Genomic DNA, 20,659 nt, shown 5'->3' with positions numbered 1-20,659 from the left:
GCGATCTGTTGCGTTCAGATGTGCATCAGGTCCCGGAACACATAGGCCGGAATATCAGCACGGCGCAGGTTCATCGCGGCAAGTTCGGCGTCCGTCTTCGCATTCAACGCCTCGATCCGGCGAAAGCGGGTTTCAGCGGCGGCGGACAAGGTGACGGAGTGGCCAAGCGCGCCCAGTGCGCGGGTGATCCCGTCCCAGAGTGATGACAGCAGACCAGTGATGGATTTGGGGGCGGTGTGTGTGATGTAAGCCATTGGGATACCTTATAAACGTAACGGTTTTATGTGTCCTCCCGTTGGCTGAGACGTAACAGTGCGCACCCGGAATTACCAATGCCCGCTCTGCATAACCGGGTTGCACGGCGTTTGGGTCAATAGGTCAGATCGCGCGGGTCCGGGTCAATGAAATCGGGGGATGGCAGATGCGGCAGACGGTGCGATGCGATGTGTGTATGCCCCAGGTCCAGCGCCTTCAGCACCCGATGCATCCCGTCCATCACCCGCCCCGCAGGACACAGCAAGATGGGCCATTGCAGGTCGGCCTGCGCGATCAACCGGGCGTGGTGCAGGATCGACCGGCATGTGGGCGCAGCACCTTCCAAATCATACCAATATGTCTCATCGATTTCACGGATCTGATCAAGGCGGATGTCGCGCGTTGGTGGGTCATCCCCCAGTTCTGCGATCAGTTTTGCGACATTCCAGACCAGAACGCGCCCCGCGTCGCGGCGGAAATGGTATTGAGGACGGATCATGGTGGCAAAGCCCCTTGGATGCAAAGAAGGCGCACCCGAGCCTCGGGCGCGCCTTGCCGTTTATGCTGTAAGGCGGAGGTGTCCTCCGCCCTGCGCCGCTAACCGACGTGGAACAGGGTGCTGAACATCTTCGGATCAATGCTTTCGCATGCGAATGTGTCACCCTCGGTCAGCACCGACACCGCATCATGGCTGTGCAGGCTTTCCTGATGGCTTGCGATCACACGGAAGTCGCCAACACGCACGTCCGCCAGCAACTGCTCGCAAAACAGACGGGCCGCATCCTCGACAAAGATCGGGTTGGCCGCATTCAGCTCGGCAAAGGCCTGTTCGTCTTCGCGTTTCACCATCACTTGCGTTTCGGTCGGCACGGCGCGGCGGCAGGCTTCGATCACGTCTTCGAACCACAGCACACTTGCGTCGTCATCAAGCACAACCGACACCCGCGCGACCGAGCGTTGCGAATGTGGCGTGGCCAGTTGACCGCGGGTTGCGCGTGCATGCTCGCTCAGCTCCAGCGAACAGGGGCAGGTCGAGGAATAGACATAGTCGAGGTGCATGATCTTTTTGCGCACCCCGCCCCGTTCCACCAGTTCCAGCGCGATATCATAGTATTGATACCCCGACAGGCCCGAGCGCAGGCTGTCAATTTTCATGGGAAAGCTGAAACGCATCTGAATGCGCGCATCAAAGGACTCAAGGTCCGCTTTGTAATCGTCCAGCGCCGCCTCGATCACCTCAAAGCTAAAGGTTTCTTCGGCGTATTTGTAAAACGACCGCATGATCCGGGACATGTTGATGCCCTTCTTGTCGGCCTCAAGGCTGACAGTGCCGGTCACGGATGTTTCAAGCGTCAGCGCATCCCCCGAGCGGGTCTGCACCCGCAATGGCAGTCGGAAGTTCGAGATACCCACATGCTGGATTTGCTGTTTGGAACCGCGGATCAGGCTGGAGGGCCCGTTTTGCAGATCGGGCAACGTGTCCTTGTAGTCGGAATCGACGCTGAATGCGTCGGGGTAGGTCCGCTCGAAAGATGGATAGTTTGCTGCGTCACCTCCGGGCACAAGGCGTGCCACGGACGGGTCCAGCTCAAGTATGTCTGTGGTTGATGCGGTTTTGGCCCATCTGCGCAGGGTGTCCAGCGCGGCTTCGGCATCATCGCGTTTGGGTATTGCAGTCATGTCGGGCGTATGAATGTTCATAAAGTAGCCCCCCTTTTTGTTTTGCGTGTGACAGTCATTTAGGCCGACCCATCGCACATTTCCAATATCGCTAACGTATACGTGTGAAGCTGCAATATGGATGACATCACCGTGCGTGATGCAGTGGCCCCGCGCAAATGCGGGACCGGGTTCCGATTTAGCCCGCCTTTTCCAAGGCTTGCAGCACATCCGTGATCAGATCATCGGTGTCCTCAATACCCACCGACATCCGCACCAATCCCGGTGTGATCCCCAGAATATCTTTTTGATCCTGTGGCAGGCGTTGGTGCGTCGTGGTGGCCGGGTGTGTCAGGATCGATTTGGCATCGCCCAGATTGTTCGAAATCACCGGAATCGTCAGCGCATTCAAAAACCTGAACGCCGCCTTCTGGCCGCCTTTCAGATCAAGGGACAGAACGGTGCCCCCCTTGCCACCCATCTGCGTCTGTACCAGCGCATGTTGCGCATGGCTGGGGTGGCCGGGGAAAATCACCCGCGACAGGGCCGCGTGACCCGTCAGCGCCTCGGCCAGTGCCAGCGCCGATCCGGCTTGCGCGCGCACCCGAAGGTCGAGCGTTTCCAGACCTTTAAGCATCACCCAAGCCGTGAACGGCGACATGGAGCCGCCTGTATGTTTCATATAGGGTTCGACCGTCTTGCGGATAAAGTCGCGCGTGCCAAGGATGATCCCGCCAAGCGCGCGCCCCTGCCCGTCGATATGTTTGGTGGCCGAGTAGATCACAACATCCGCCCCCTGGGCGATGGCGTTTGAAAACGCTGGCGTGGCAAAGACGTTGTCGACCAGCACGGTCGCCCCGACCGTATGCGCTAGTTCCGAAACCGCTTCGATATCAACAACTTCCAGCGTCGGGTTCGAAATGGATTCGAAAAAAACCGCTGTGGTATCCGGTGTGATCGCGGCCCGCCAAGCCTCAAGATCAGTGCCATCGACAAACTCTACCTCGACCCCGTAGCGCGTGAGGATTTCCTCAAGCACATAAAGGCAGGACCCAAAGAGTGCGCGGGCCGACACCACGCGATCCCCGGCCTTGAGCATCGCACTCAGCGCGCCCGACACCGCCGCCATGCCGGAGGCGGTCGCAAACCCATCCTCGGCTCCTTCCAGCAGGGCGATACGTTCCTCAAACATCCGCACCGTGGGGTTGCCATAGCGCGCATAGATAAATTCGTCTTCACCTGCCGCCTCGAACCGCTGCGCGGCAGCTTCGGCGCTGTCATAGACGAACCCCTGGGTCAGAAATATCGCTTCGGAGACTTCGCCATATTGGCTGCGCCGTGTGCCGCCATGCACCGCATGCGTGCGCGGCTTCCAATCTTTGGACGTGCTGTCAGACATCTGTCTAACTCCTTGATCATGGGCCTGAAATCGGGTCAGGCCACAAAAAACCCCCAGACGCCAAGTCAAGCGAAAGGGGGGCTTTCATCCTGACCTTTTAGCGGAATTTTCCAGCCATTCGCACGACGCAAACGCAAGAGAGGCCCGCAATCCGGTAACAAATCGCCTCATACACCGGATTTACGCGCAGGCCTGCGCAGGGTCAACACCGTCACGGTGCCGTAACCAAAATTTCATGCCCCCGTCATATGAAGACTCCAGAGCAGCCCCACTAGATGTGGTAGGAGGTGGTGAAATGCCGATCCTGAGAGTGAATGCAGGCCCCGAGGGGCTTTGCCTTGATCGCTCGCCCGCAGCCCCTGCTTCCGCCTTGCGCAGTGCTGCCCGTGGGACTGGCCCCATCATCATTCTGATCCATGGGTTCAAATATGATCCGACCTGCCCGCGCCACTCTCCGCACAGCCGCATTTTTGCGCACCGCACCCATCCTGACAAACCCGGTGATGTGGCCTGGCTGCGGCATTTGGGCTTTGGGATTGGTGATGCGGATGAGGGGTTGGCCATCGCCTTTGGATGGCGCGCGCGGGGCCATATCTGGGCAGCACATGCCTCTGCCAAGGCGGCGGGCCGACAATTGGCGGATATGATCACGGATTTGCACCGCCACGCGCCAACCCGCCCGATTCATGTGATGACCCATTCCATGGGATCCGAGGTAATCTTTGAGGCGCTGCGCACCCTGCCCGCCCATTCGATACGGCGTATCGTCACAATCACCGGCGCAAGCTATGCCAGCAGTGCCACGGCCGCGCTGCAAAGCCGGGCGGGATGCGCTGCCGAGCTGATCAACATCACGAGCCGTGAAAACGATCTGTTTGATTTCATGTACGAGCGTCTGATCGCGCCGCCCGTGCCCTTTGACCGGGCCATGGGGTGCGGTTTTGACCTGCCCAACGCGGTCACGATTCAGCTTGATTGCGCCCACACATTGGCGCGCCTGAGCCGTTTTGGCGGCCATGTCGCCCCGGCACGGGCCCGCGTGTGCCACTGGTCGGGCTATACCCGGCCCGGCGCATTGCGCTTTTACGCCCACTGCCTGCGCACCCCCAAGGCCACGCCTTTGGCCGCACTGCAACATGCGGTGCCCGCCGACCCTGCTCCCCGTTGGTCCCGCCTCTTTGCCCGACCGGATTTGGGCACACCCTTGCCGATGGCTCAAAAACCCGCATCATAACGCCCCGAACCAGAAAAGGGTGCTTGCGATGATTGATCTGTTTTACTGGCCCACACCAAATGGGTGGAAAGTGTCCATCGCCCTTGAGGAATTCGGGCTGCCTTATCAGACCCACCTGATCGACATTGAGGCGGGCGATCAGCACAAGTCCGACTTCCTTGCCATCTCTCCCAACAATCGGATGCCCGCGATCACGGATTCCGATGGGCCGGACGGGGCCCCGATTTCGATCTTTGAAAGCGGGGCAATCCTGCAATATCTGGCGCGCAAGACGGGGCAATTCGGGGGCGCGACCGAACGGGACCGCATCGCGGTCGATCAATGGCTGATGTGGCAGATGGGCGGGGTTGGCCCGATGGCCGGACAGGCGCACCATTTCCTGAAATACGCACCCGGCATGGGCCACGACATCCCCTATGCCAAGGATCGGTATCGCGCTGAAACAGGGCGCCTTTACGGGGTGCTGGACCGCCAGCTTGCCAACACTGAATATGTGGCGGGCGATTATTCGATCGCAGATATGGCGATCTGGCCCTGGGCGTCGCTGTGGGAAGGGCAGCAACAAACGCTGGAGGACAAACCCCACCTTGCCCGCTGGCTTGACCTGGTTGGCGCACGCCCGGCTGTGCAGCGCGGACAGGCACTGCATCTGGACAAACGCAACACCAAGCCCGATCCAGCGGCACAAGAAAAATTGTTCGGCAAAAAGGGATAGGTGACGCTAGATGGGCGCGCGCTACACCTGACCAGGAAAGACCACCACAGATGCTGAGTGACTATTTGGGCCCCGAACTGGTGATTTTACTGGCGGGTGGTGCTTTTACCATCGGTTATCTGATCATCAACCAGATCGCGCTGCGCCTGATGATCATGTTGGGCACAAGCCTTTATATTTATTACTACTTTACCGCCACCGACACGCCCCTATGGGAGGCGATCTATACCTCGACGGTGATGGGTACGGCCAATCTGATCGGGCTTGGCGGGCTGCTTTGGCAGCAATCCAAACTGGCCGTGCCCCATGCGCACCGCGACATCTATCCGCTGTTTTCGAGCCTGCCCCCCGGCGATTTTCGCGATCTGGTCTTGCGGGCCGAGCGCAAAGTGCTTGATGCACCTCGCCAGGTCACCACCGAAGGGGTGAAGCCTGACACCCTCATCTATGTGATTTCCGGTCAGATTGATGTGATGAAACGCGGCGAGCGGTTTTCGATGCCTCCCAACCTGTTTGTGGGGGAGGTCGCCTATCTGACCCGACAACCCAGTGCGGCCACGACCCGGTTGCCCGCGGGGGCCGAGGTGCTGATCTGGGATGTCGCCAGCCTGCGCACACGCGCAGAGAAAAAATCCCGCTTCAAGCTGGCAATCGAGGCGATGATCTCAAGCGATCTGGCGGTCAAGGTCGCCTTTGCCGTGGCCCCCCATCACCACGAATGGGCTGAAGATGCCGAAGCACGGCGGGTGATGCACCGCTAGTCGGCCTTGGTGTTTTCGTCGATCAGATAACTTTGGAGCGCGCTGATCTGCCAGAACAGGAACACGACAAGCGCGAGGGGGAAGCCGAAGGTTTCGATCTTGACCCAAGTGTCCGTCGACATGGTGCGCCAGACGATTTCGTTGGCGACGGCAAGTGCTGCAAACATCGCACACAGCCGTTTTGTGAGGATCATCCACCCCTCATGGCGCATCGGCATCGAGTCGTTGAGCACCACCGCAAGCCAGCTTTGGCCCCGCAGCAGCCCGATCCCCAAGAGCAGCGCAAAGAGCCCGTAGACAATCGAGGTCTTCATCTTGAAAAACCGCTCGTCATTGAACCACGCCGTCAGCCCGCCAAAGAAGATCACCATGAAAGCGGTGAAAATCTGCATGCGGCTCAGTTTACCTGTCATCGCCCACAGCACTCCGATGGCGATGAGCAGAATGGGCACAAAGATCAGCGTGGCCACGATGAACCCGGAATAGTCGATGCCACCAAATGTGTAGGTGTTGTCGCGGATGCGCAGGTAGATCAGGAAAAAGACTACGGGCGGCCCCAGTTCCAGCACCTGTTTCATGATCGGGTTGATGGTTTTCTCGTTGCTCATCTTTGCCTCTTAGCCGCCCATTTCCACGATCACGGCCCCGGCCGCAATCAGCGCCATGAGCGCGATCCTGCGCGGTCCTACCGTTTCTTTGAGCACCAGCCAACCGATAATGGCCGCAAACACCGTTGAGGTTTCACGCAGCACCGCCGCTTCGCCCACTTTGTCGAGCCGTGTGGCCATCATTATCGACCCGAAGGACAGGAACGCCACAATGCCCCCGATGACCCCACGCAGCGCCAGCGGCCCCAGTATCGGCGGGTTTTTCATCCGTTTGTAACGCAGATAGGCGATGGGCGGCATGAACAGCCCGTCAATCATAAAAAACCACGCAAGAAAGGTGAACGGGTTGGCTGTTGCCCGGATCCCATAGGCATCGTAAGTCGTATAAAGCGCCACAAACAGCCCCGTGATCACCGCGAGCGTCAGTGCCAGCTGCAAGGTATCGCGGTTCGTTTCGAGATAGCGCAGGTTGTAGACTGCAAGCCCATAGATGCCCGCAAGCAGCACCCCAACCCCAAGCCATTGAATAAGGGTAAATGTCTCTCCGAACAGGAAATAGGCCCCGATCACCGTGAACAATGGCCCCGTGCCGCGCACGACCGGATAGACGACCGTGTAGTCCCCTTTGGTATAGGCCCATGCCTGCAGGACCTTGTAGCCCACATGGATCACAAAGACCGTCGCAAAGATCGGCCACATATGTGGTTCGGGCCACGGCACGACGAACAGCGCGAAAGGGGCCGCCATCAGCCCGTAGCTGGCATCAATCGCGCCGCGCGTCAGCCAGGGATCATGCCGCCCTTTTTGCAGTGCGCCGAACACCGCGTGCAGGAAGGCGGCAAGGATCGCGAGGCCGAGTGCGACCCGGTGCCCGGTGTCAGTGCCTTCGATGCTGATCAGCCAGTCCGTCACCTCATCGCCTGCGGCGTGCGTGCGCGGGGGGCCAGCCCCCCGCACCCCCCGGAGTTTATCTGGCAAGATGAAGGTAGAATCATTCGACGTCGAGACCGGTCAGCGCGGCGGCGAAGTCTTCGGGATCGAAGGCTTGCAGGTCGTCGATTTGTTCTCCCACCCCGATGGCGTGGATCGGCAGCCCGAATTTGTCGGCCAGCGCGACCAGCACCCCGCCTTTGGCGGTGCCGTCGAGTTTTGTCATCACGAGTCCCGACACGTCCGAGACCTCCTGGAAGACCTTGACCTGGTTGAGCGCGTTTTGGCCCGTTGTCGCGTCCAGCACCAGCAGCGTGTTGTGCGGGGCTGTTTCGTCTTTCTTGCGGATGACGCGCACGATCTTGGCCAGTTCCTCCATCAGGTCACCCCGATTCTGGAGCCGCCCCGCGGTGTCGATCATCAGCAGGTCGGCCCCTGTTTCCTGCGCTTTTGTCATCGCCTCGAAGGCGAGGCTGGCGGGGTCGGACCCTTCGGGCGCGGTCAGCACCGGCACCCCGGCCCGTTCGCCCCAGACTTGCAACTGTTCGACGGCGGCGGCGCGGAACGTATCGCCGGCTGCGATCACCACCGACTTGCCTGCGGCACGGAACTGGCTGGCGAGTTTGCCGATGGTTGTGGTCTTGCCTGACCCGTTCACGCCGACCACCAGCACCACTTGCGGGGTTTGCGGGTAAAGCGGCATGGGCTTGGCCACGGGTTCCATGATCCGCGCGATTTCGCGGGCCATGAGGTCCTTGATCTCGGGCACCGAGAGTTTGCGCCCCATCCGCCCTTCGGCCATGTTGGCCGTCACCCGCAGGGCCGTGTCCACGCCCATGTCAGCGGCGATCAGCAACTCTTCGAGCTGTTCGAGCATGTCGTCGTCAAGGGTGCGGCGCAGGACAGGGGTGCTGGTATCACGCTTGAGCAGGCGACCAAGGATACCGCGTTTTTGAGGTTCGGGTGCGGTCGGTGTGGGTTCGCTCAGCGATGGCAACGGCTCCGGCGCGGGGGTCGGATTAACGGCTGGCATCGGGGCAGGTTCAGGATCGACTGCCTCGGGCACATCGAATGCGGCGGCAGCGGGTTGTTCCATTTCCACATCGACCGGGGTTGGGTCGGGGGTGTCCACCTCTGGCTCGGCGGGCTTCACCGGTTCTTCGGAGCTGTTGACCTCAGGTTCGGCCACATGCGAGACGGGCGCATCGACGTCCATCACAGGTTCGGCAAGGGGTGCGGCGGCTTCGGTCACACCCCCATCTTCGACAATCGCCTCAAGCCCCTCATCCAGTTTGGACGACGATTTGAACAGTTTGTCCTTGAGTTTCTTGAAAAATGCCATGATGCTCCGATACTTGCACGTGCGAGAATTCCTTGACCTGACCTAATACGGGCGCTGCGACATGAAAAGGGACGGATTTTGGGCAGCCTGCCTTTGGGTCGTGGCCATGGCCCTGCCTGCGCCAGCCAGTGCAGCCGAACCGGGGACAATGTGTTCGACCGGCGCCATCGGTCCGCGCGCCTGCATTCGCCCCGCTCACGCGACCTTTGACATCTGCCAGCACATCCAGGGGGCCAGCCGCCGTTACATGCTGAATCCTGGGTTTTTCGCGCGGCTTTTGTGGCAGGAAAGCCGGTTTGATCCATTTGCGCTTAGCCCCGCGGGTGCGCGCGGTATTGCGCAGTTCATGCCCGGAACGGCGGACCTGCGCGGTTTGCGCGACAGCTATAACCCGGCCGAGGCGATTGAGCGGTCCGCCCATTATCTTGGTGAATTGCAACGCCGCTATGGCAATCCCGGTCTGGCAGCAGTGGCTTATAACGGAGGAGAGGCGCGCGCGGACGGGTTTGTGAACGGAGGCCCTCTCGCCCGCGAAACCATCGATTACGTGCGCATCATTACTGGCCACACAGCCGAGCAGTGGCGCGACGATCCCCCCAAGAGCCCCGATTTCCGGCTGGACGGGGCCAAGCCGTTTTTGGCCGCCTGCCTTGCCATGGCTGCAAATCGACGGGTGAGCCGTCTTGGCCCGCCGCCACCGCAGTGGAAAACATGGGGCGTGCAGCTTGGTTATGGTTCAACCGCCCGCGCGGCCCGCAGCAGCTTTGAGCGTCAGACGCGGGCGTGCAGCACGGTGGTGTCGGGGGAAACGGTGGATTACATCCCGGTCCCATCGCGCATTCGCGGGCAACGTCCCTATTTGATGGCCCGGATCAGCCGCCCGAACAGGGGCGACGCCAGCCAGTTGTGTCGCGCCCTGGCACGGGCGGGCTGTATCTGCCGGGTCTATCGCAACCCGCGCTAGACCTCGTCCGCAAAGTGTTTCATCACCAGCTTGATTGGGTTCGGGGCCGCCTGCCCCAGACCACAGATCGACGCGTCGGTCATGGCTGTGCATAGTTCTCCGAGAAGCCCTTGGTCCCAAGTGTCGGCCTGCATCAGCTTGACCGCCTTTTCGCAGCCCACCCGGCAGGGCGTGCATTGGCCACAGCTTTCATCTTCAAAGAATTTCAGCATGTTGAGGGCCGCATCGCGCGCGCGGTCCTGATCGCTCAGCACAACCACGGCTGCCGACCCGATGAACGTGCCGTGTGGTTGCAACGTGTCAAAATCCAGCGGAATGTCGTGCATTGACGCCGGCAGCAGCCCCGAAGACGGCCCGCCCGGCTGATAGGCCTTGAAGACGTGGCCCTCCGCCATGCCTCCGGCGGCGTCGATGATGTCGGTGATGGTCGAGCCCGCAGGCAGCAGGTAGACCCCCGGCTGCGCCACGCGCCCCGACACCGAATAGCTGCGCAGGCCGGTGCGCCCGTTCTTTTCGGTACTGTTCAGCACTTCGGGTCCTTCCCGACAGATGCGCGCGATCCAGTGCAGGGTTTCGACATTGTGCACCAGCGTAGGTTGGCCAAAGATCCCGACCTGCGCGACGTAGGGGGGGCGATGGCGGGGCATGCCGCGCTTGCCCTCGATGCTTTCAATCATCGCGGATTCTTCGCCGCAGATATACGCCCCCGCGCCACGGCGCAGGTCGATATAGCCGGGCGTAACGATCCCCGCCTCTTCCAGCGCCTTGATTTCACGCGCCAGAATTTCGAGCACGGCAGGGTATTCGTCACGCATGTAGATAAAGGCGGTGTCCGCCTCGACCGCCCATGCGGCAATCAGCATCCCCTCAAGAAACAGGTGCGGCGTGCGTTCGAGATAGTAACGATCCTTGAAGGTGCCCGGCTCACCCTCATCGCCGTTGACGGCCAGATAACGGGGGCCGGGGTTGGCCCGCACAAAGCCCCATTTGGTGCCTGATGGAAAGCCCGCACCACCAAGGCCACGCAGGCCGCTGTCCTTGATCCTGGCCTGCACGTCCTGCCAATCGCCATTGGCGCGCAAGTCCTTGAGGGTCGCGTAGCCGCCTTGCTCTGTATAGGTCGCCAAGGTCTCATAGTCGGGAATATCGGCATGGGTGTGGCCGCTGGCGATGGCCTGATCCACCTTTTCCGGCGTGGCGTGGTCGATGTGGTGATGCCCCAGTTCCAGCACCGGCGCGGTGTCACAGCGCCCCATGCAGGGCGCGCGCAAAACGCGGACCTTTGATGGGTCCAATCCATCCTCAAGTGCGGCTTTCAACGCCTGTGCCCCGGCCAACTCACAGCTTAGGGAATCGCAGACACGGATGGTCAGCGCAGGGGGCGGTACCTCGTCCTCCTTGACCACATCGAAGTGGGCGTAAAACGTGGCAACCTCATAGACTTGGACCATGCTCATCCGCATTTCTTCGGCGAGCGCACGCAGGTGAGCCGCTGACAGATGGCCATAGTGATCCTGGATCAGATGCAGAAATTCGATCAGCAGGTCCGCGCGGCGAGGCTGATCCCCAAGCAGGGCGCGCACCTCGTCCCATGCCTGATCCTCAAGCGCGCGCCCCTTGGGCCGCACCCGGCCCTTGCCCTTGCCGGATTTCCAGACACCCTTGCCCTGCTTGCCGTGATCCAGCGCCATTGCGCACACTCCCTGCCCGATGTTGCGCCGCTGGCGCGTTCGGGGCGAGACTATCAGCGCGGGCCACAGCGGATCAGCCCAAAAGCGACCCGTCAGCGTGCAAATACCGCGCCGATAAACATCACCGCGCCGCCAATCGGCCCCATCACCGCCCCAGTGATCGGGGTAAGGTGGCATCAAACGGTGTGTGATAAGGATCGCACGCCGAGGATGGAGTGATTCTGTTTCATGTTGCCGTTTGCGATTGCCACGCTGTTGCCTGCACTGCTTTTGGGGCTTGCCTGCGTCCTCGGTGGCGTTTGGGCGATGTTGGGCATTCTGGCGATTACCGTCGTAGTGTTCTTTCTGGACAAGGTGAGCCGTGCGGGGACGCCAAGCGCGCTTACCGGGCACCGCCTGTCCGAGGCCTTGGGGGTCGTGCATTTCATCCTGCTTGGTCTGGCGGTTTGGGCGATGGGCGGGCCACTCCCGACACTGGACAAAGTGCTGATTGTCATCGGCTGTGGCCTCTATTTCGGACAGATTTCCAACTCGAACGCGCATGAGCTGATCCATCGCGCGGATCGGTGGGCATTTCGATTGGGGGCGGCCAATTACATCTCGGTGCTGTTCGGGCATCACACCAGCGCGCACCGCCTTGTGCATCACGTGCATGCCGCCACACCCCGGGATCCGGCAACGGCCCCCAAGGGGCGCGGGTTCTGGGCCTATCTGCCGCACACCTGGGCGGGCAGTTTTCGCGCGGGATTGCGCGCGGAACGTCAGCGTCATGGCGGCGCGCGCTATCCCGCGCCCTACGTTGCTTACGTGGCCGGGGCTTGCCTGACTGTGGTGGTGGCCTTTTGGTTGGGCGGGAGTGCCGGCATCGTCGGCTTGATCGCCATTGCGCTTTATGCGCAGACCCAATTGATGTTGTCCGATTATGTGCAGCATTATGGATTGCAACGGGCGGTTCTAGCCTCGGGCAAGCACGCGCCCATGGGCCCGGCGCATTCGTGGAACGCACCACATTGGTATTCATCGGCGATGATGCTGAACGCCCCGCGCCACTCGGCCCACCACACGCGCCCGGCACGCGCCTTTCCCCAGCTTGATCTGGACCCCACCACCATGCCCGTGTTGCCACATTCGCTGCCAGTGATGGCCGTGATTGCGCTGGTCCCACCGCTGTGGCGTCGGCTGATGGATGCCCGGGTCGACGCGTGGGCTGTGTCGCGCACTGACGGCGAAGTGATGCCTGCGCCCGGCGTCGCTGCTGGTGTCGCCCAAAGCACTCTGGCACACTGAGGCGATGATATACCGCGCCCTTGCCTTCAGTTTCGCGTGCCTGTGCACATCCGCCGCCGCCGAGCCGATGACCGCCGCCGAATTCGAAGCCTATGTTGCCGGAAAGACGCTGTTTTATGGCCGGGACGGCGATGCCTATGGCGCCGAAATATATCGCGAAAACCGACGGGTGACGTGGTCCTTCCTCGATGGGGAATGCAAGGATGGATATTGGTACAACGAAGGGCCAAACATCTGTTTTATCTATGAAGATCGCAGTGATCCGCAATGCTGGACCTTTGAACGCTCGCCCGGTGGGCTGATTGCGACGTTTGAGAATGATCCCGCCAGCACCGCGCTTTATGAGGCGCAGGATGTGGGTCAGGATCTGGTGTGTCTGGGCCCCAAAGTCGGCGTTTGATCGGACTGTTGCGGGGCGGAGGACACCTCCGCCTTACGCCGACCCACCGCATGTAAGGCGGACATGTCGTCCGCCCTTTTTTAAAATAATGAGCCTTGTTCAGGTGGCTTGGCTTTGGTCTTGCGCGCCGCGCCGCCTCCCAATTTCAACCGCCCATCTGCAAATTCGATCTCGAGCCCGCTGGCCGCTTCCGCAGCCACCTTCGTGGTCACGATCTCACCACCGCCGCGCACCACCGCATAGCCGCGCGCCAGCGTCGCCTTGTAGCTGAGCGTTTCGCGCAGCCGATCCAGCGTTTCAATGCGGATCCGCCAGGTTTGGGTCTGCCGCGTTCCGGCGGCGGACAACCGCGCGCTCAGCTGTGCCAGGGCTTGAGCTTTGCGCGCTTGATCCTGTACCAGCGCGTCGGGCCGCATACGGGCGATACGATCCGCCAGAGCGCCACGTTTTGCATCAATGGCGCGCTGCAAAGCCGGGGCCAGACGATTGCTGCGCTCCTCAACGCGGCGCTGTTCGGTCTCAAGCGTGCGCCGCAATCCAGACGGGCGCAGCGCCCCTGCCGTATCCGCCAGTTTCACCCGCCGCCGCTGGACCCCGGCAATCAGTGCGGGGCCAAGTTTGTCGCCTGCCCGGTCCAGCCTTTGGCGTGGCCCATCCAGCAGCGCATCCACCCGTGGCAAAGCCCGCGCCATGTCGCGCAGCCGTTGGTCGCGGCGCTGCAAACCTGTGCTGAGCGCGCCGGACATGCGTGCGCCGACCCCGTCCAGCCATGCCGCAAGCTCAAGCCGCACGGGCACGGCCATTTCCGCCGCAGCCGTGGGGGTAGGCGCGCGCCTGTCCGACACGAAATCAATCAGCGTGGTGTCCGTCTCGTGCCCCACGGCCGAGATCAAGGGAATGTCTGAGGCGGCGGCGGCGCGCGCGACCACCTCCTCATTGAACCCCCACAGATCCTCGACCGATCCGCCCCCGCGCGCCACAATCAAAAGGTCCGGGCGCGGCATTGAGCCGCCCGGCGTCAGCGCATTGAACCCCGCAATGGCGCGGGCCACTTCGGACGCACAGGCCGCACCTTGGACGGCGACGGGCCAGATCAGCACCTTGCGCGCAAAGCGGTCGCGCAGCCGGTGCAGAATATCGCGGATCACCGCCCCCTGCAGCGAGGTCACAACCCCGATCACGTCCGGCAGATAGGGCAGCGGCTGCTTGCGGCCCTCATCAAACAGCCCTTCGGCGGCCAGCGCCTTCTTGCGTTTTTCCAGCAGCGCCATCAACGCGCCTTCACCCGCAATGGCAATCCGTTGCGCATTCAGCGAGAATTTGGATTGGAACCCCGAGGCGGTCATGCGCCCTTCGGCAACCACCTCCATCCCCTCTTCGGGCATGGTGCCCAGATCACCCACCTGCCCTTTCCAGGTCATACATGACAGCACATTGCGGTCATCCTTGAGGTCAAAATACAGGTGACCCGAGCGCGCCAGCACGACCCGGCCAACTTCGCCCTTGATCCGCACCCAGCCCAATTCGCCCTCGATCAGCTTTTTGACTTTGCCCGCGATCTCGGAGACCGAAAATTCGGGTGTGTTCGAGCCGGGAATAGGATCGTCAAGCAGGTCCATCAGCCAAGTCCTTGTGCAGGGGTGCCGCCCAGCTTAGAACGCGCACCAACAAAGGCCAAGGAGGCGCACGCAATGAATATCCTGATCCTGGGGAGCGGTGGACGTGAGCATGCCTTGGCCTGGGCCGTGTTGCAGAACCCCAAATGTGATCGCCTTGTGGTCGCCCCCGGCAACGCGGGCATTCATGCCATCGCCGATTGCGCGGATCTGGATATCAATGATGGCGGCGCAGTCGCCGGGTTTGTCGAAGAAGAAGCCATTGATTTTGTGATTGTCGGCCCCGAGGCCCCCTTGGCCGCAGGGGTTGCGGATCGGTTGCGCGATGCGGGTGTGCTGGTCTTTGGCCCCTCAAGGGCCGCCGCGCAGCTTGAGGCCTCCAAGGCCTTTACCAAGCAGATTTGCGATGCCGCGGGTGCGCCCACTGCCGCCTATGGCCACTTTACCGATGCGGCTGCGGCCCGTGCCTATGTCAGCGAACACGGCGCGCCGATTGTGGTCAAGGCCGATGGTCTGGCCGCAGGCAAAGGGGTCATCATTGCCGGGACCGTCGCTGAGGCCCATGCCGCGATTGACGACATGTTCGGCGGTGCCTTTGGCGGGGCGGGCGCCGAGGTCGTGATCGAAGAGTTCATGGCTGGCGAGGAGGCCTCGTTCTTCGTGATCTGCGACGGTGAACATGTGCTGCCCATCGGCACCGCACAGGACCACAAGCGCGTGGGTGATGGTGACACCGGCCCCAATACGGGCGGCATGGGGGCCTATTCCCCCGCGCCGGTGTTGACAGATGCCATTGCCGAGCGCGCCTTGGCGGAAATCATCCGCCCGACCATGGCCGAAATGGCCAAACGGAGCATGCCCTATCAGGGGGTGCTTTATGCCGGGCTGATGATCGAGGACGGCGCGCCCCGGCTGGTCGAATACAACGTCCGGTTCGGCGACCCCGAATGTCAGGTGCTGATGATGCGCCTTGGGGCGCAGGCTTTGGATGTGATGCACGCGGCGGCTGAGGGGCGTCTTGATACGGCGCAAGTCAACTGGGCGGATGATCATGCGCTCTGCGTTGTGATGGCGGCGGATGGTTATCCCGGGACCTATGACAAAGGGGCCGTGATCGGTGGGCTTGAGCGCATGCCCGAGACCAGCCAGGCGATGGTGTTTCATGCAGGCACGACACTGAAAGATGGCGCTGTGACCGCATCAGGGGGCCGTGTGCTGAACGTCACCGCGCGGGGTGAGACCCTGGCCCAAGCGGCCGAGCGCGCCTATGCGATGGTCGATGCCATCGACTTTCCCGGTGGGTTTTATCGTCACGATATCGGCTGGCGCGCGCTCACGTGATCCAGAGGCCGCTGACGCGACACTTTTGTTTCAGGGGGCGCTGCCCCCGGCGCTGTGCGCCTCCCCCGCGGTATTTTGGGTCAAAAGAAGGGCTTAGTCGGCGCAGGTCATTGCCCGGCTGAAGGCGGCGCGTGACGTGTCGTTGTCCAGATCGGCTTGCATAAAGGTGCTGCCCGTCCAGCGCAGCGCAACCAGTGTGCTCCAATTGGCCGTGGCGAGAATCATTTCCGGGCTGCCATTGCAGGTTCGGATGCCTCCTGCGATGTCCGCTTCGCCTATTCTGTGGTTCGTGAACCCCGCAAGATCTGCAACCTGTGTGAGGTTGCCGTTTTCATACCGCCAGATCCGCAGCGTTTTGGCGAGGTGGGGGCGGTCGATATAGGCGATCTCGGTGATCCCGTCTCCGTCGATATCGGCCGCACCAAGCGGGGCCAGCCAGCGGTTGCGGGTGCCGATATGGGGGGTTTCGGTGATTTTGCCCATGGATCCGTAGATGGCAAATGCACCACCTCTGGTCACATCGGTTTCGACCACCATCACTTCGGGGCGGCCATCCCCGTCCAGATCGGCAAGGCGCGGAGTCACGTCTTCGAACACGTGATCTTGCGGCAGGGTGAACAGGTGGGTTGTCCCATCGACGAGCGTGATTTCCAGCCCGCCCCATTCGATGGCATCGCCAAGGATCGCATGGCCATAGCGCTCGGTCGGGTCGGTAAAGCGGGCCTTGGCGATCTCTTGGGCCTGAACCATGCCGACGCCCGCAACCCATATACATGCAGCGGCCCGCGCGGCGCGAAGGGCGCGCAACAGCCCGTGCGGCATCAGATTTGTTTCTCGGGCATTTGCACAACCAGCCCGTCCAGCGCGTCCGTCACCTTGATCTGGCAGGTCAGCCGCGAGCGGGTTGCGTCCGGCTCATAGGCGAAATCGAGCATGTCAGTTTCCATATCGTCCTTGCCCGGCAGTTTTTCGACCCAATCAGGGTGCACATAGACATGGCATGTCGAACAGGCGCAGGCCCCGCCGCAGTCAGCCTCGATACCGGGGATATTGTTGTCACGCGCGCCTTCCATGACCGTAAGCCCAGTGGCCACGTCCACGACATGTTCGGTGCCGCCATGTTCGATATAGGTGATCTTGGCCATTGAAATGCCCCTTTGAATATTCGTTTCCGGGTGGTTCTACCCGCCCCGAATTGGCCCCGCCAGCCCCTTTTGCGACATCGCTGTCACGACGGCGCGACATCACGCATCTTTTCGTGTGCCTGACCGTGCTGTGCGCCGAGGGCTATGCAGACGGCGCTCTGCCCGGTATGGTCCCTCAAGCGGCCCGATCAGAGGCCCGTCACAGACCTGAGCAGAGACCACATATATGCGATTGCCTCCCCTGCTATGCGCCGTTGGTGCCAGCATCGCCCTGATGGGCTGCGCTGAGAACGCGACCGTCTCGTCAGCGGCCAATATTGATCCCATTTCGCTGGCCACGGCCCCGCCCGGTGCGGCCCCCGGCACCTGTTGGGGCAAGACCGTCACACCCGCCATCGTCCAGACCGAAACCCGCACCATCCTGTTGCAGCCTGCTCAGATCAGCAGCGACGGGCGCGTGCAGGCCCCGCCGATCTACAAATCCGAAGAGCAGCAGGTCGTCGTCCAACCCCGCCGCGAAAGCTGGTATGAGATCCTGTGCGCCGCTGACATCACGCCGGAATTCATCGCCTCGGTGCAACGCGCTCTTGAAGCGCGAGGGTACTATAAGGGCCCCATCAGTGGCGAGATTGACGGGCGCACGACCGCTGCGATTGGTCGTTATCAGCGCGACAAAGGATTGCAAAGCAGTACGTTGTCCATCGCAGGGGCGCGCAAGTTAGGCTTGGTGGCGGTGTCTGATATTGGATGATGTGATACCTTAACATCGAGCCGCAAGCATCTGATTCAAAAATATATCTTATCCAAAATTAGGAGTGCGCCTTTGTAGCGTTGCTGCAACCACTTCCATTTGGTGCGGCTTGCCCATCAGGTCGGCCTGCACCCGGCTTTCCTCCAACAACACAGCGGATGCGCCCTCGGTTTCGGCCACGCCGATCAGCGCCTTGGCAGCGCGCAAAGCAGACGGCGATTTCAGCGCCAGGCTTTCGGCCAGTTCCATCGCGGCCGCCAGCGGATCATCGGCGCATTCCGTCACGAGCCCCCACGCCTCGGCCTGCGCCGCGCTGATGGGCGTGCCCGTATAGGTCAGCTTGCGCAACACGTCCGAGCGCACGAGCCGTGGCAGCAACACCATGCCACCCATGTCGGGCACGATGCCCCATTTCATCTCCATCACGGCCAGTTTCGCATCAGGTGCCGCGATCCGAATGTCCGCCCCAAGGGCCAGTTGCAGCCCGGCCCCGTAACAGACCCCGTGGATGGCGGCGATCACCGGGACGGGCACGCGGGTCCAGACCATCGCCACCTCTTGCCACTGGTTCGTCGTGCCCGCCCCGTGGGTGCGTGGCATCAGCAGATCATTCGGGTCCTGCCCCAGCATCGCACCGAGACCGCCAACGTCGATCCCGGCGCAGAACCCTTTGCCCTCACCCGAGATCACACAGACCCGCGCGTCCGAGGCCGCCACCTCGAGCCCCGCCGCGATCACCGCGTCGATCATGGCCTGATCCACCGCGTTCATCTTGTCAGGCCGGGTCAGGCGCACATGGGCGATGTGATTGTCATATGAAACGGTGACGCGGGGGGTGTCGGACATGGGGCGCTCCTTGCGGGGTTTGGCCCATCCAAGCGCATCGCGCAGCCCCGCGCCAGTGGAATGTCAGGGCACGATGCGTTCAACCGCGCGCATCATTCCCAGCCCTTTGTCATAGACCAGCGCGAGGATGCGCCGCCCACCAGACGCCCGCATGGCCACAATGGGCAGCGCCCGCACCGTCCCCGCCGCCGCAGCGGTTGCCAGAAATCCCCGTCGTGTCAGTTCAGTCATGCTGCTACCCTCCAGTTGCGAACGGTTCTCAATATAGGGGCTGACAAGCGAGACCCCAAATCCTTGCCCCTGTGTGCGGGCCGCGCTACCCCTGAGCGATGACAGATCTTCGCCTCACCCCGCTTGCCGCCTCGCTGCCCTCGACCGTGCCTTTTGTGGGCCCTGAAACGCAGGAACGCGCCCGGGGTGCCGCATTCGACGCCCGCCTTGGCGCGAACGAGAGCACCTTTGGCCCATCCCCCAAGGCGCTGACCGCAATGGCCGCGACCGCACAGTGGCAATATGGCGATCCAGAAAATCACGCATTGCGCACGGCCTTGGCGGCCCATCACGGGATCGACCCGGCCCATATCATGGTGGGCGAAGGCATCGACGGATTGCTCGGCTATCTGGTGCGCCTGTTCGTGTCCGAGGGCGATCCCGTGGTGACATCTGACGGCGCCTATCCGACCTTCAACTACCATGTGGCCGGCTATGGCGGCGTGTTGCACAAGGTGCCCTACCGCGATGATCACGAAGACCCCACAGCCCTGTTTGCCAAGGCGGCAGAGGTGAACGCCAAGCTGGTCTATCTTGCCAATCCCGACAATCCGATGGGCACGTGGCATGACGGGGCGATGTTGCACGCCGCGCTCGACACATTGCCAGAGGGCACGATACTGGTGCTGGATGAGGCCTATGTGGACTGTGCGCCTGACGGCACGGCCCCCGACATCGCCCCCGATGATCCGCGCGTGATCCGAATGCGCACCTTTTCCAAGGTCTATGGCATGGCGGGCGCGCGGGTCGGCTATGCGATCGGGGCCGCCCCTTTGATTGATGCGTTCAACAAGGTGCGCAACCATTTTGGAATGAACCGCAGTGCACAGGCGGGTGCGTTGGCCGCGCTGGCCGATCAGACCCATGTGGAGGACGTGCTGGTAAAGATTGCAGCCTCGCGCGCCCGCATTACCGAAATCGCCGCACAATGCGGGCTGACCACCGTGCCGTCGGCCACCAATTTCGTGGCCATCGATTGCGGCAAGGACGGCACCTTCGCCAAGGCGGTGCTGGAGGGGTTGATTGCGCGCGGTATCTTTGTGCGGATGCCTTTCGCGGCCCCACAAAACCGCTGCATCCGCGTCAGTTGTGGCGGCCCGGCGGAAATGGCCGCCTTCGCCGCCGCGCTGCCATCAGCCCTTCGTGATGCAAACGGGGGCTGACGTGAGGCCGCGTCCGCGCTAGGCTGGCTGCGTTCCGGTTGGCTTTCGAGGGTGCCATGAACGACGATCAAAGAGGCCGCGCGCCCAATTACACCAATGCCTGTATCGTAATGTTCGGGGTGAACATCACGTGGATTCTAGTGATGATCTGGGCCATCTGGGGGCTGATCGCCGCGGGCCTGCTGGCCCTTGGGCTGAACCACCTGATGTCGCGCCTGCATGTGTGGGCGGCTGAGCGCCACGCCGCCTCGATCCGGCGCGGCAAACAGATCTGAGGCGACC

At 62.0% G+C, this 20,659-nt stretch carries 23 protein-coding genes; 10 read left to right on the top strand and 13 right to left on the bottom strand.

The features are described 5' to 3' along the window. Positions 1–14 precede the first annotated feature (14 nt). From Q0859_RS07160 to metZ, 4 genes are all read right to left on the bottom strand, one after another. Positions 15–254, bottom strand: a complete 240-nt coding sequence (locus Q0859_RS07160; RefSeq protein ID WP_299149156.1) for a hypothetical protein — start codon at positions 252–254, stop codon at positions 15–17. 116 nt (positions 255–370) lie between these two features. After that, positions 371–754, bottom strand: coding sequence for a hypothetical protein (locus Q0859_RS07155; RefSeq protein WP_299149151.1), 384 nt, complete (start codon positions 752–754; stop codon positions 371–373). Between the two features lie 98 nt (positions 755–852). Next, positions 853–1,956: a GTP cyclohydrolase FolE2 gene (gene folE2 / locus Q0859_RS07150; RefSeq protein ID WP_299149149.1), complete on the bottom strand. Its 1,104-nt coding sequence runs from the start codon at positions 1,954–1,956 to the stop codon at positions 853–855. Positions 1,957–2,113: 157 nt separating this feature from the next. Continuing rightward, the gene (gene metZ / locus Q0859_RS07145; RefSeq protein WP_299149147.1) at positions 2,114–3,313 is read right to left on the bottom strand and encodes an O-succinylhomoserine sulfhydrylase; all 1,200 of its coding nucleotides are present in this window, start codon (positions 3,311–3,313) and stop codon (positions 2,114–2,116) included. 295 nt (positions 3,314–3,608) lie between these two features. Here metZ and Q0859_RS07140 point away from each other — a divergent pair, with 295 nt between their 5' ends. The 3 genes from Q0859_RS07140 to Q0859_RS07130 are packed head-to-tail and all read left to right on the top strand — an operon-like array spanning position 3,609 to position 6,023. After that, complete coding sequence (locus tag Q0859_RS07140; RefSeq protein ID WP_299149145.1) at positions 3,609–4,547, top strand: DUF726 domain-containing protein; 939 nt, start codon at positions 3,609–3,611, stop codon at positions 4,545–4,547. A 28-nt stretch (positions 4,548–4,575) separates the two neighbouring features. After that, complete coding sequence (locus Q0859_RS07135) at positions 4,576–5,262, top strand: glutathione S-transferase family protein (protein WP_299149143.1); 687 nt, start codon at positions 4,576–4,578, stop codon at positions 5,260–5,262. A gap of 50 nt (positions 5,263–5,312) precedes the next feature. Then, positions 5,313–6,023 (top strand): cyclic nucleotide-binding domain-containing protein, encoded by a 711-nt coding sequence (locus Q0859_RS07130; RefSeq protein ID WP_299149141.1) that lies wholly within the window; start codon positions 5,313–5,315, stop codon positions 6,021–6,023. On the opposite strand, the gene Q0859_RS07125 is transcribed toward Q0859_RS07130, so the two are convergent. The 3 genes from Q0859_RS07125 to ftsY form a co-directional block, all read right to left on the bottom strand. Further along, entirely contained in the window at positions 6,020–6,631 is a 612-nt protein-coding gene (locus tag Q0859_RS07125) for an inner membrane-spanning protein YciB (RefSeq protein ID WP_299149139.1), read from the bottom strand. The genes Q0859_RS07130 and Q0859_RS07125 overlap by 4 nt on opposite strands. Positions 6,632–6,640: 9 nt before the next feature. Beyond that, a complete protein-coding gene (locus tag Q0859_RS07120; RefSeq protein ID WP_299150184.1) occupies positions 6,641–7,543 on the bottom strand; it encodes an EamA family transporter in 903 nt (300 codons plus the stop codon). Between the two features lie 79 nt (positions 7,544–7,622). Further along, complete coding sequence (ftsY, locus tag Q0859_RS07115; RefSeq protein WP_299149136.1) at positions 7,623–8,903, bottom strand: signal recognition particle-docking protein FtsY; 1,281 nt, start codon at positions 8,901–8,903, stop codon at positions 7,623–7,625. 61 nt (positions 8,904–8,964) lie between these two features. Between ftsY and Q0859_RS07110 the strand changes: the two genes are divergently transcribed. Further along, positions 8,965–9,867: a lytic transglycosylase domain-containing protein gene (locus tag Q0859_RS07110; RefSeq protein ID WP_299149133.1), complete on the top strand. Its 903-nt coding sequence runs from the start codon at positions 8,965–8,967 to the stop codon at positions 9,865–9,867. Here the strand turns inward: Q0859_RS07110 and Q0859_RS07105 are convergent. Continuing rightward, positions 9,864–11,558: an NAD(P)H-dependent oxidoreductase subunit E gene (locus tag Q0859_RS07105; protein ID WP_299150182.1), complete on the bottom strand. Its 1,695-nt coding sequence runs from the start codon at positions 11,556–11,558 to the stop codon at positions 9,864–9,866. The two genes, Q0859_RS07110 and Q0859_RS07105, sit on opposite strands and share 4 nt — an antisense overlap. A gap of 228 nt (positions 11,559–11,786) precedes the next feature. On the opposite strand from Q0859_RS07105, the gene Q0859_RS07100 reads away from it, so the two are divergent. Both Q0859_RS07100 and Q0859_RS07095 read left to right on the top strand, forming a co-directional pair. Further along, positions 11,787–12,845 carry an alkane 1-monooxygenase gene (locus tag Q0859_RS07100; RefSeq protein ID WP_299149130.1) on the top strand — a complete coding sequence of 353 codons (1,059 nt, stop codon included), beginning with the start codon at positions 11,787–11,789 and terminating at the stop codon, positions 12,843–12,845. A gap of 4 nt (positions 12,846–12,849) precedes the next feature. Further along, positions 12,850–13,245 (top strand): hypothetical protein, encoded by a 396-nt coding sequence (locus tag Q0859_RS07095; RefSeq protein ID WP_299149128.1) that lies wholly within the window; start codon positions 12,850–12,852, stop codon positions 13,243–13,245. Between the two features lie 80 nt (positions 13,246–13,325). Here the strand turns inward: Q0859_RS07095 and xseA are convergent, their stop codons facing one another. Continuing rightward, positions 13,326–14,864, bottom strand: coding sequence for an exodeoxyribonuclease VII large subunit (xseA, locus tag Q0859_RS07090; RefSeq protein WP_299149126.1), 1,539 nt, complete (start codon positions 14,862–14,864; stop codon positions 13,326–13,328). A gap of 72 nt (positions 14,865–14,936) precedes the next feature. On the opposite strand from xseA, the gene purD reads away from it, so the two are divergent. Next, positions 14,937–16,202: a phosphoribosylamine--glycine ligase gene (gene purD, locus Q0859_RS07085; RefSeq protein ID WP_299149124.1), complete on the top strand. Its 1,266-nt coding sequence runs from the start codon at positions 14,937–14,939 to the stop codon at positions 16,200–16,202. 93 nt (positions 16,203–16,295) lie between these two features. On the opposite strand, the gene Q0859_RS07080 is transcribed toward purD, so the two are convergent. Both Q0859_RS07080 and Q0859_RS07075 read right to left on the bottom strand, forming a co-directional pair. Further along, a complete protein-coding gene (locus Q0859_RS07080) occupies positions 16,296–17,024 on the bottom strand; it encodes a VCBS repeat-containing protein (protein WP_299149122.1) in 729 nt (242 codons plus the stop codon). Next, entirely contained in the window at positions 17,024–17,347 is a 324-nt protein-coding gene (locus Q0859_RS07075) for a 2Fe-2S iron-sulfur cluster-binding protein (RefSeq protein WP_299149120.1), read from the bottom strand. The genes Q0859_RS07080 and Q0859_RS07075 overlap by 1 nt, the downstream gene beginning before the upstream one ends. 226 nt (positions 17,348–17,573) lie before the next feature. Here Q0859_RS07075 and Q0859_RS07070 point away from each other — a divergent pair, with 226 nt between their 5' ends. Then, positions 17,574–18,098, top strand: coding sequence for a peptidoglycan-binding domain-containing protein (locus tag Q0859_RS07070; protein ID WP_299149117.1), 525 nt, complete (start codon positions 17,574–17,576; stop codon positions 18,096–18,098). Positions 18,099–18,146: 48 nt separating this feature from the next. On the opposite strand, the gene Q0859_RS07065 is transcribed toward Q0859_RS07070, so the two are convergent. Further along, positions 18,147–18,944, bottom strand: coding sequence for a crotonase/enoyl-CoA hydratase family protein (locus tag Q0859_RS07065; RefSeq protein ID WP_299149113.1), 798 nt, complete (start codon positions 18,942–18,944; stop codon positions 18,147–18,149). Between the two features lie 63 nt (positions 18,945–19,007). Next, positions 19,008–19,175 carry a Tat pathway signal protein gene (locus Q0859_RS07060; protein WP_299149110.1) on the bottom strand — a complete coding sequence of 56 codons (168 nt, stop codon included), beginning with the start codon at positions 19,173–19,175 and terminating at the stop codon, positions 19,008–19,010. Between the two features lie 98 nt (positions 19,176–19,273). On the opposite strand from Q0859_RS07060, the gene Q0859_RS07055 reads away from it, so the two are divergent. Together Q0859_RS07055 and Q0859_RS07050 are read left to right on the top strand one after the other, a co-directional pair. Continuing rightward, positions 19,274–20,377, top strand: a complete 1,104-nt coding sequence (locus Q0859_RS07055) for a pyridoxal phosphate-dependent aminotransferase (RefSeq protein WP_299149108.1) — start codon at positions 19,274–19,276, stop codon at positions 20,375–20,377. A 56-nt stretch (positions 20,378–20,433) separates the two neighbouring features. Beyond that, on the top strand, positions 20,434–20,652 hold the full coding sequence (locus Q0859_RS07050; RefSeq protein ID WP_299149105.1) for a hypothetical protein: 219 nt from the start codon (positions 20,434–20,436) through the stop codon (positions 20,650–20,652). The last annotated feature ends 7 nt before the right edge of the window (positions 20,653–20,659 follow it).

Source organism: uncultured Tateyamaria sp. (assembly GCF_947497045.1).
Taxonomy (GTDB): Bacteria; Pseudomonadota; Alphaproteobacteria; order Rhodobacterales; family Rhodobacteraceae; genus Tateyamaria.
The sequence above is the reverse complement of the archived record's forward strand: the minus strand, read 5'-3'. Positions and strand labels throughout refer to the sequence as shown.

Excerpts from the sequence above, each read along its gene's own strand:
- Q0859_RS07080 (WP_299149122.1), bottom strand. The coding sequence starts at position 17,024 with ATGCCGCACGGGCTGTTGCGCGCCCTTCGCGCCGCGCGGGCCGCTGCA.
- metZ (WP_299149147.1), bottom strand. The coding sequence starts at position 3,313 with ATGTCTGACAGCACGTCCAAAGATTGGAAGCCGCGCACGCATGCGGTG.
- Q0859_RS07125 (WP_299149139.1), bottom strand. The coding sequence starts at position 6,631 with ATGAGCAACGAGAAAACCATCAACCCGATCATGAAACAGGTGCTGGAA.
- Q0859_RS07100 (WP_299149130.1), top strand. The coding sequence starts at position 11,787 with ATGTTGCCGTTTGCGATTGCCACGCTGTTGCCTGCACTGCTTTTGGGG.
- Q0859_RS07060 (WP_299149110.1), bottom strand. The coding sequence starts at position 19,175 with ATGACTGAACTGACACGACGGGGATTTCTGGCAACCGCTGCGGCGGCG.
- xseA (WP_299149126.1), bottom strand. The coding sequence starts at position 14,864 with ATGGACCTGCTTGACGATCCTATTCCCGGCTCGAACACACCCGAATTT.
- Q0859_RS07155 (WP_299149151.1), bottom strand. The coding sequence starts at position 754 with ATGATCCGTCCTCAATACCATTTCCGCCGCGACGCGGGGCGCGTTCTG.
- Q0859_RS07135 (WP_299149143.1), top strand. The coding sequence starts at position 4,576 with ATGATTGATCTGTTTTACTGGCCCACACCAAATGGGTGGAAAGTGTCC.
- Q0859_RS07105 (WP_299150182.1), bottom strand. The coding sequence starts at position 11,558 with ATGGCGCTGGATCACGGCAAGCAGGGCAAGGGTGTCTGGAAATCCGGC.
- Q0859_RS07070 (WP_299149117.1), top strand. The coding sequence starts at position 17,574 with ATGCGATTGCCTCCCCTGCTATGCGCCGTTGGTGCCAGCATCGCCCTG.
- Q0859_RS07075 (WP_299149120.1), bottom strand. The coding sequence starts at position 17,347 with ATGGCCAAGATCACCTATATCGAACATGGCGGCACCGAACATGTCGTG.
- Q0859_RS07065 (WP_299149113.1), bottom strand. The coding sequence starts at position 18,944 with ATGTCCGACACCCCCCGCGTCACCGTTTCATATGACAATCACATCGCC.
- Q0859_RS07055 (WP_299149108.1), top strand. The coding sequence starts at position 19,274 with ATGACAGATCTTCGCCTCACCCCGCTTGCCGCCTCGCTGCCCTCGACC.
- Q0859_RS07140 (WP_299149145.1), top strand. The coding sequence starts at position 3,609 with ATGCCGATCCTGAGAGTGAATGCAGGCCCCGAGGGGCTTTGCCTTGAT.
- folE2 (WP_299149149.1), bottom strand. The coding sequence starts at position 1,956 with ATGAACATTCATACGCCCGACATGACTGCAATACCCAAACGCGATGAT.
- ftsY (WP_299149136.1), bottom strand. The coding sequence starts at position 8,903 with ATGGCATTTTTCAAGAAACTCAAGGACAAACTGTTCAAATCGTCGTCC.
- Q0859_RS07110 (WP_299149133.1), top strand. The coding sequence starts at position 8,965 with ATGAAAAGGGACGGATTTTGGGCAGCCTGCCTTTGGGTCGTGGCCATG.
- Q0859_RS07050 (WP_299149105.1), top strand. The coding sequence starts at position 20,434 with ATGAACGACGATCAAAGAGGCCGCGCGCCCAATTACACCAATGCCTGT.
- purD (WP_299149124.1), top strand. The coding sequence starts at position 14,937 with ATGAATATCCTGATCCTGGGGAGCGGTGGACGTGAGCATGCCTTGGCC.
- Q0859_RS07095 (WP_299149128.1), top strand. The coding sequence starts at position 12,850 with ATGATATACCGCGCCCTTGCCTTCAGTTTCGCGTGCCTGTGCACATCC.
- Q0859_RS07130 (WP_299149141.1), top strand. The coding sequence starts at position 5,313 with ATGCTGAGTGACTATTTGGGCCCCGAACTGGTGATTTTACTGGCGGGT.
- Q0859_RS07160 (WP_299149156.1), bottom strand. The coding sequence starts at position 254 with ATGGCTTACATCACACACACCGCCCCCAAATCCATCACTGGTCTGCTG.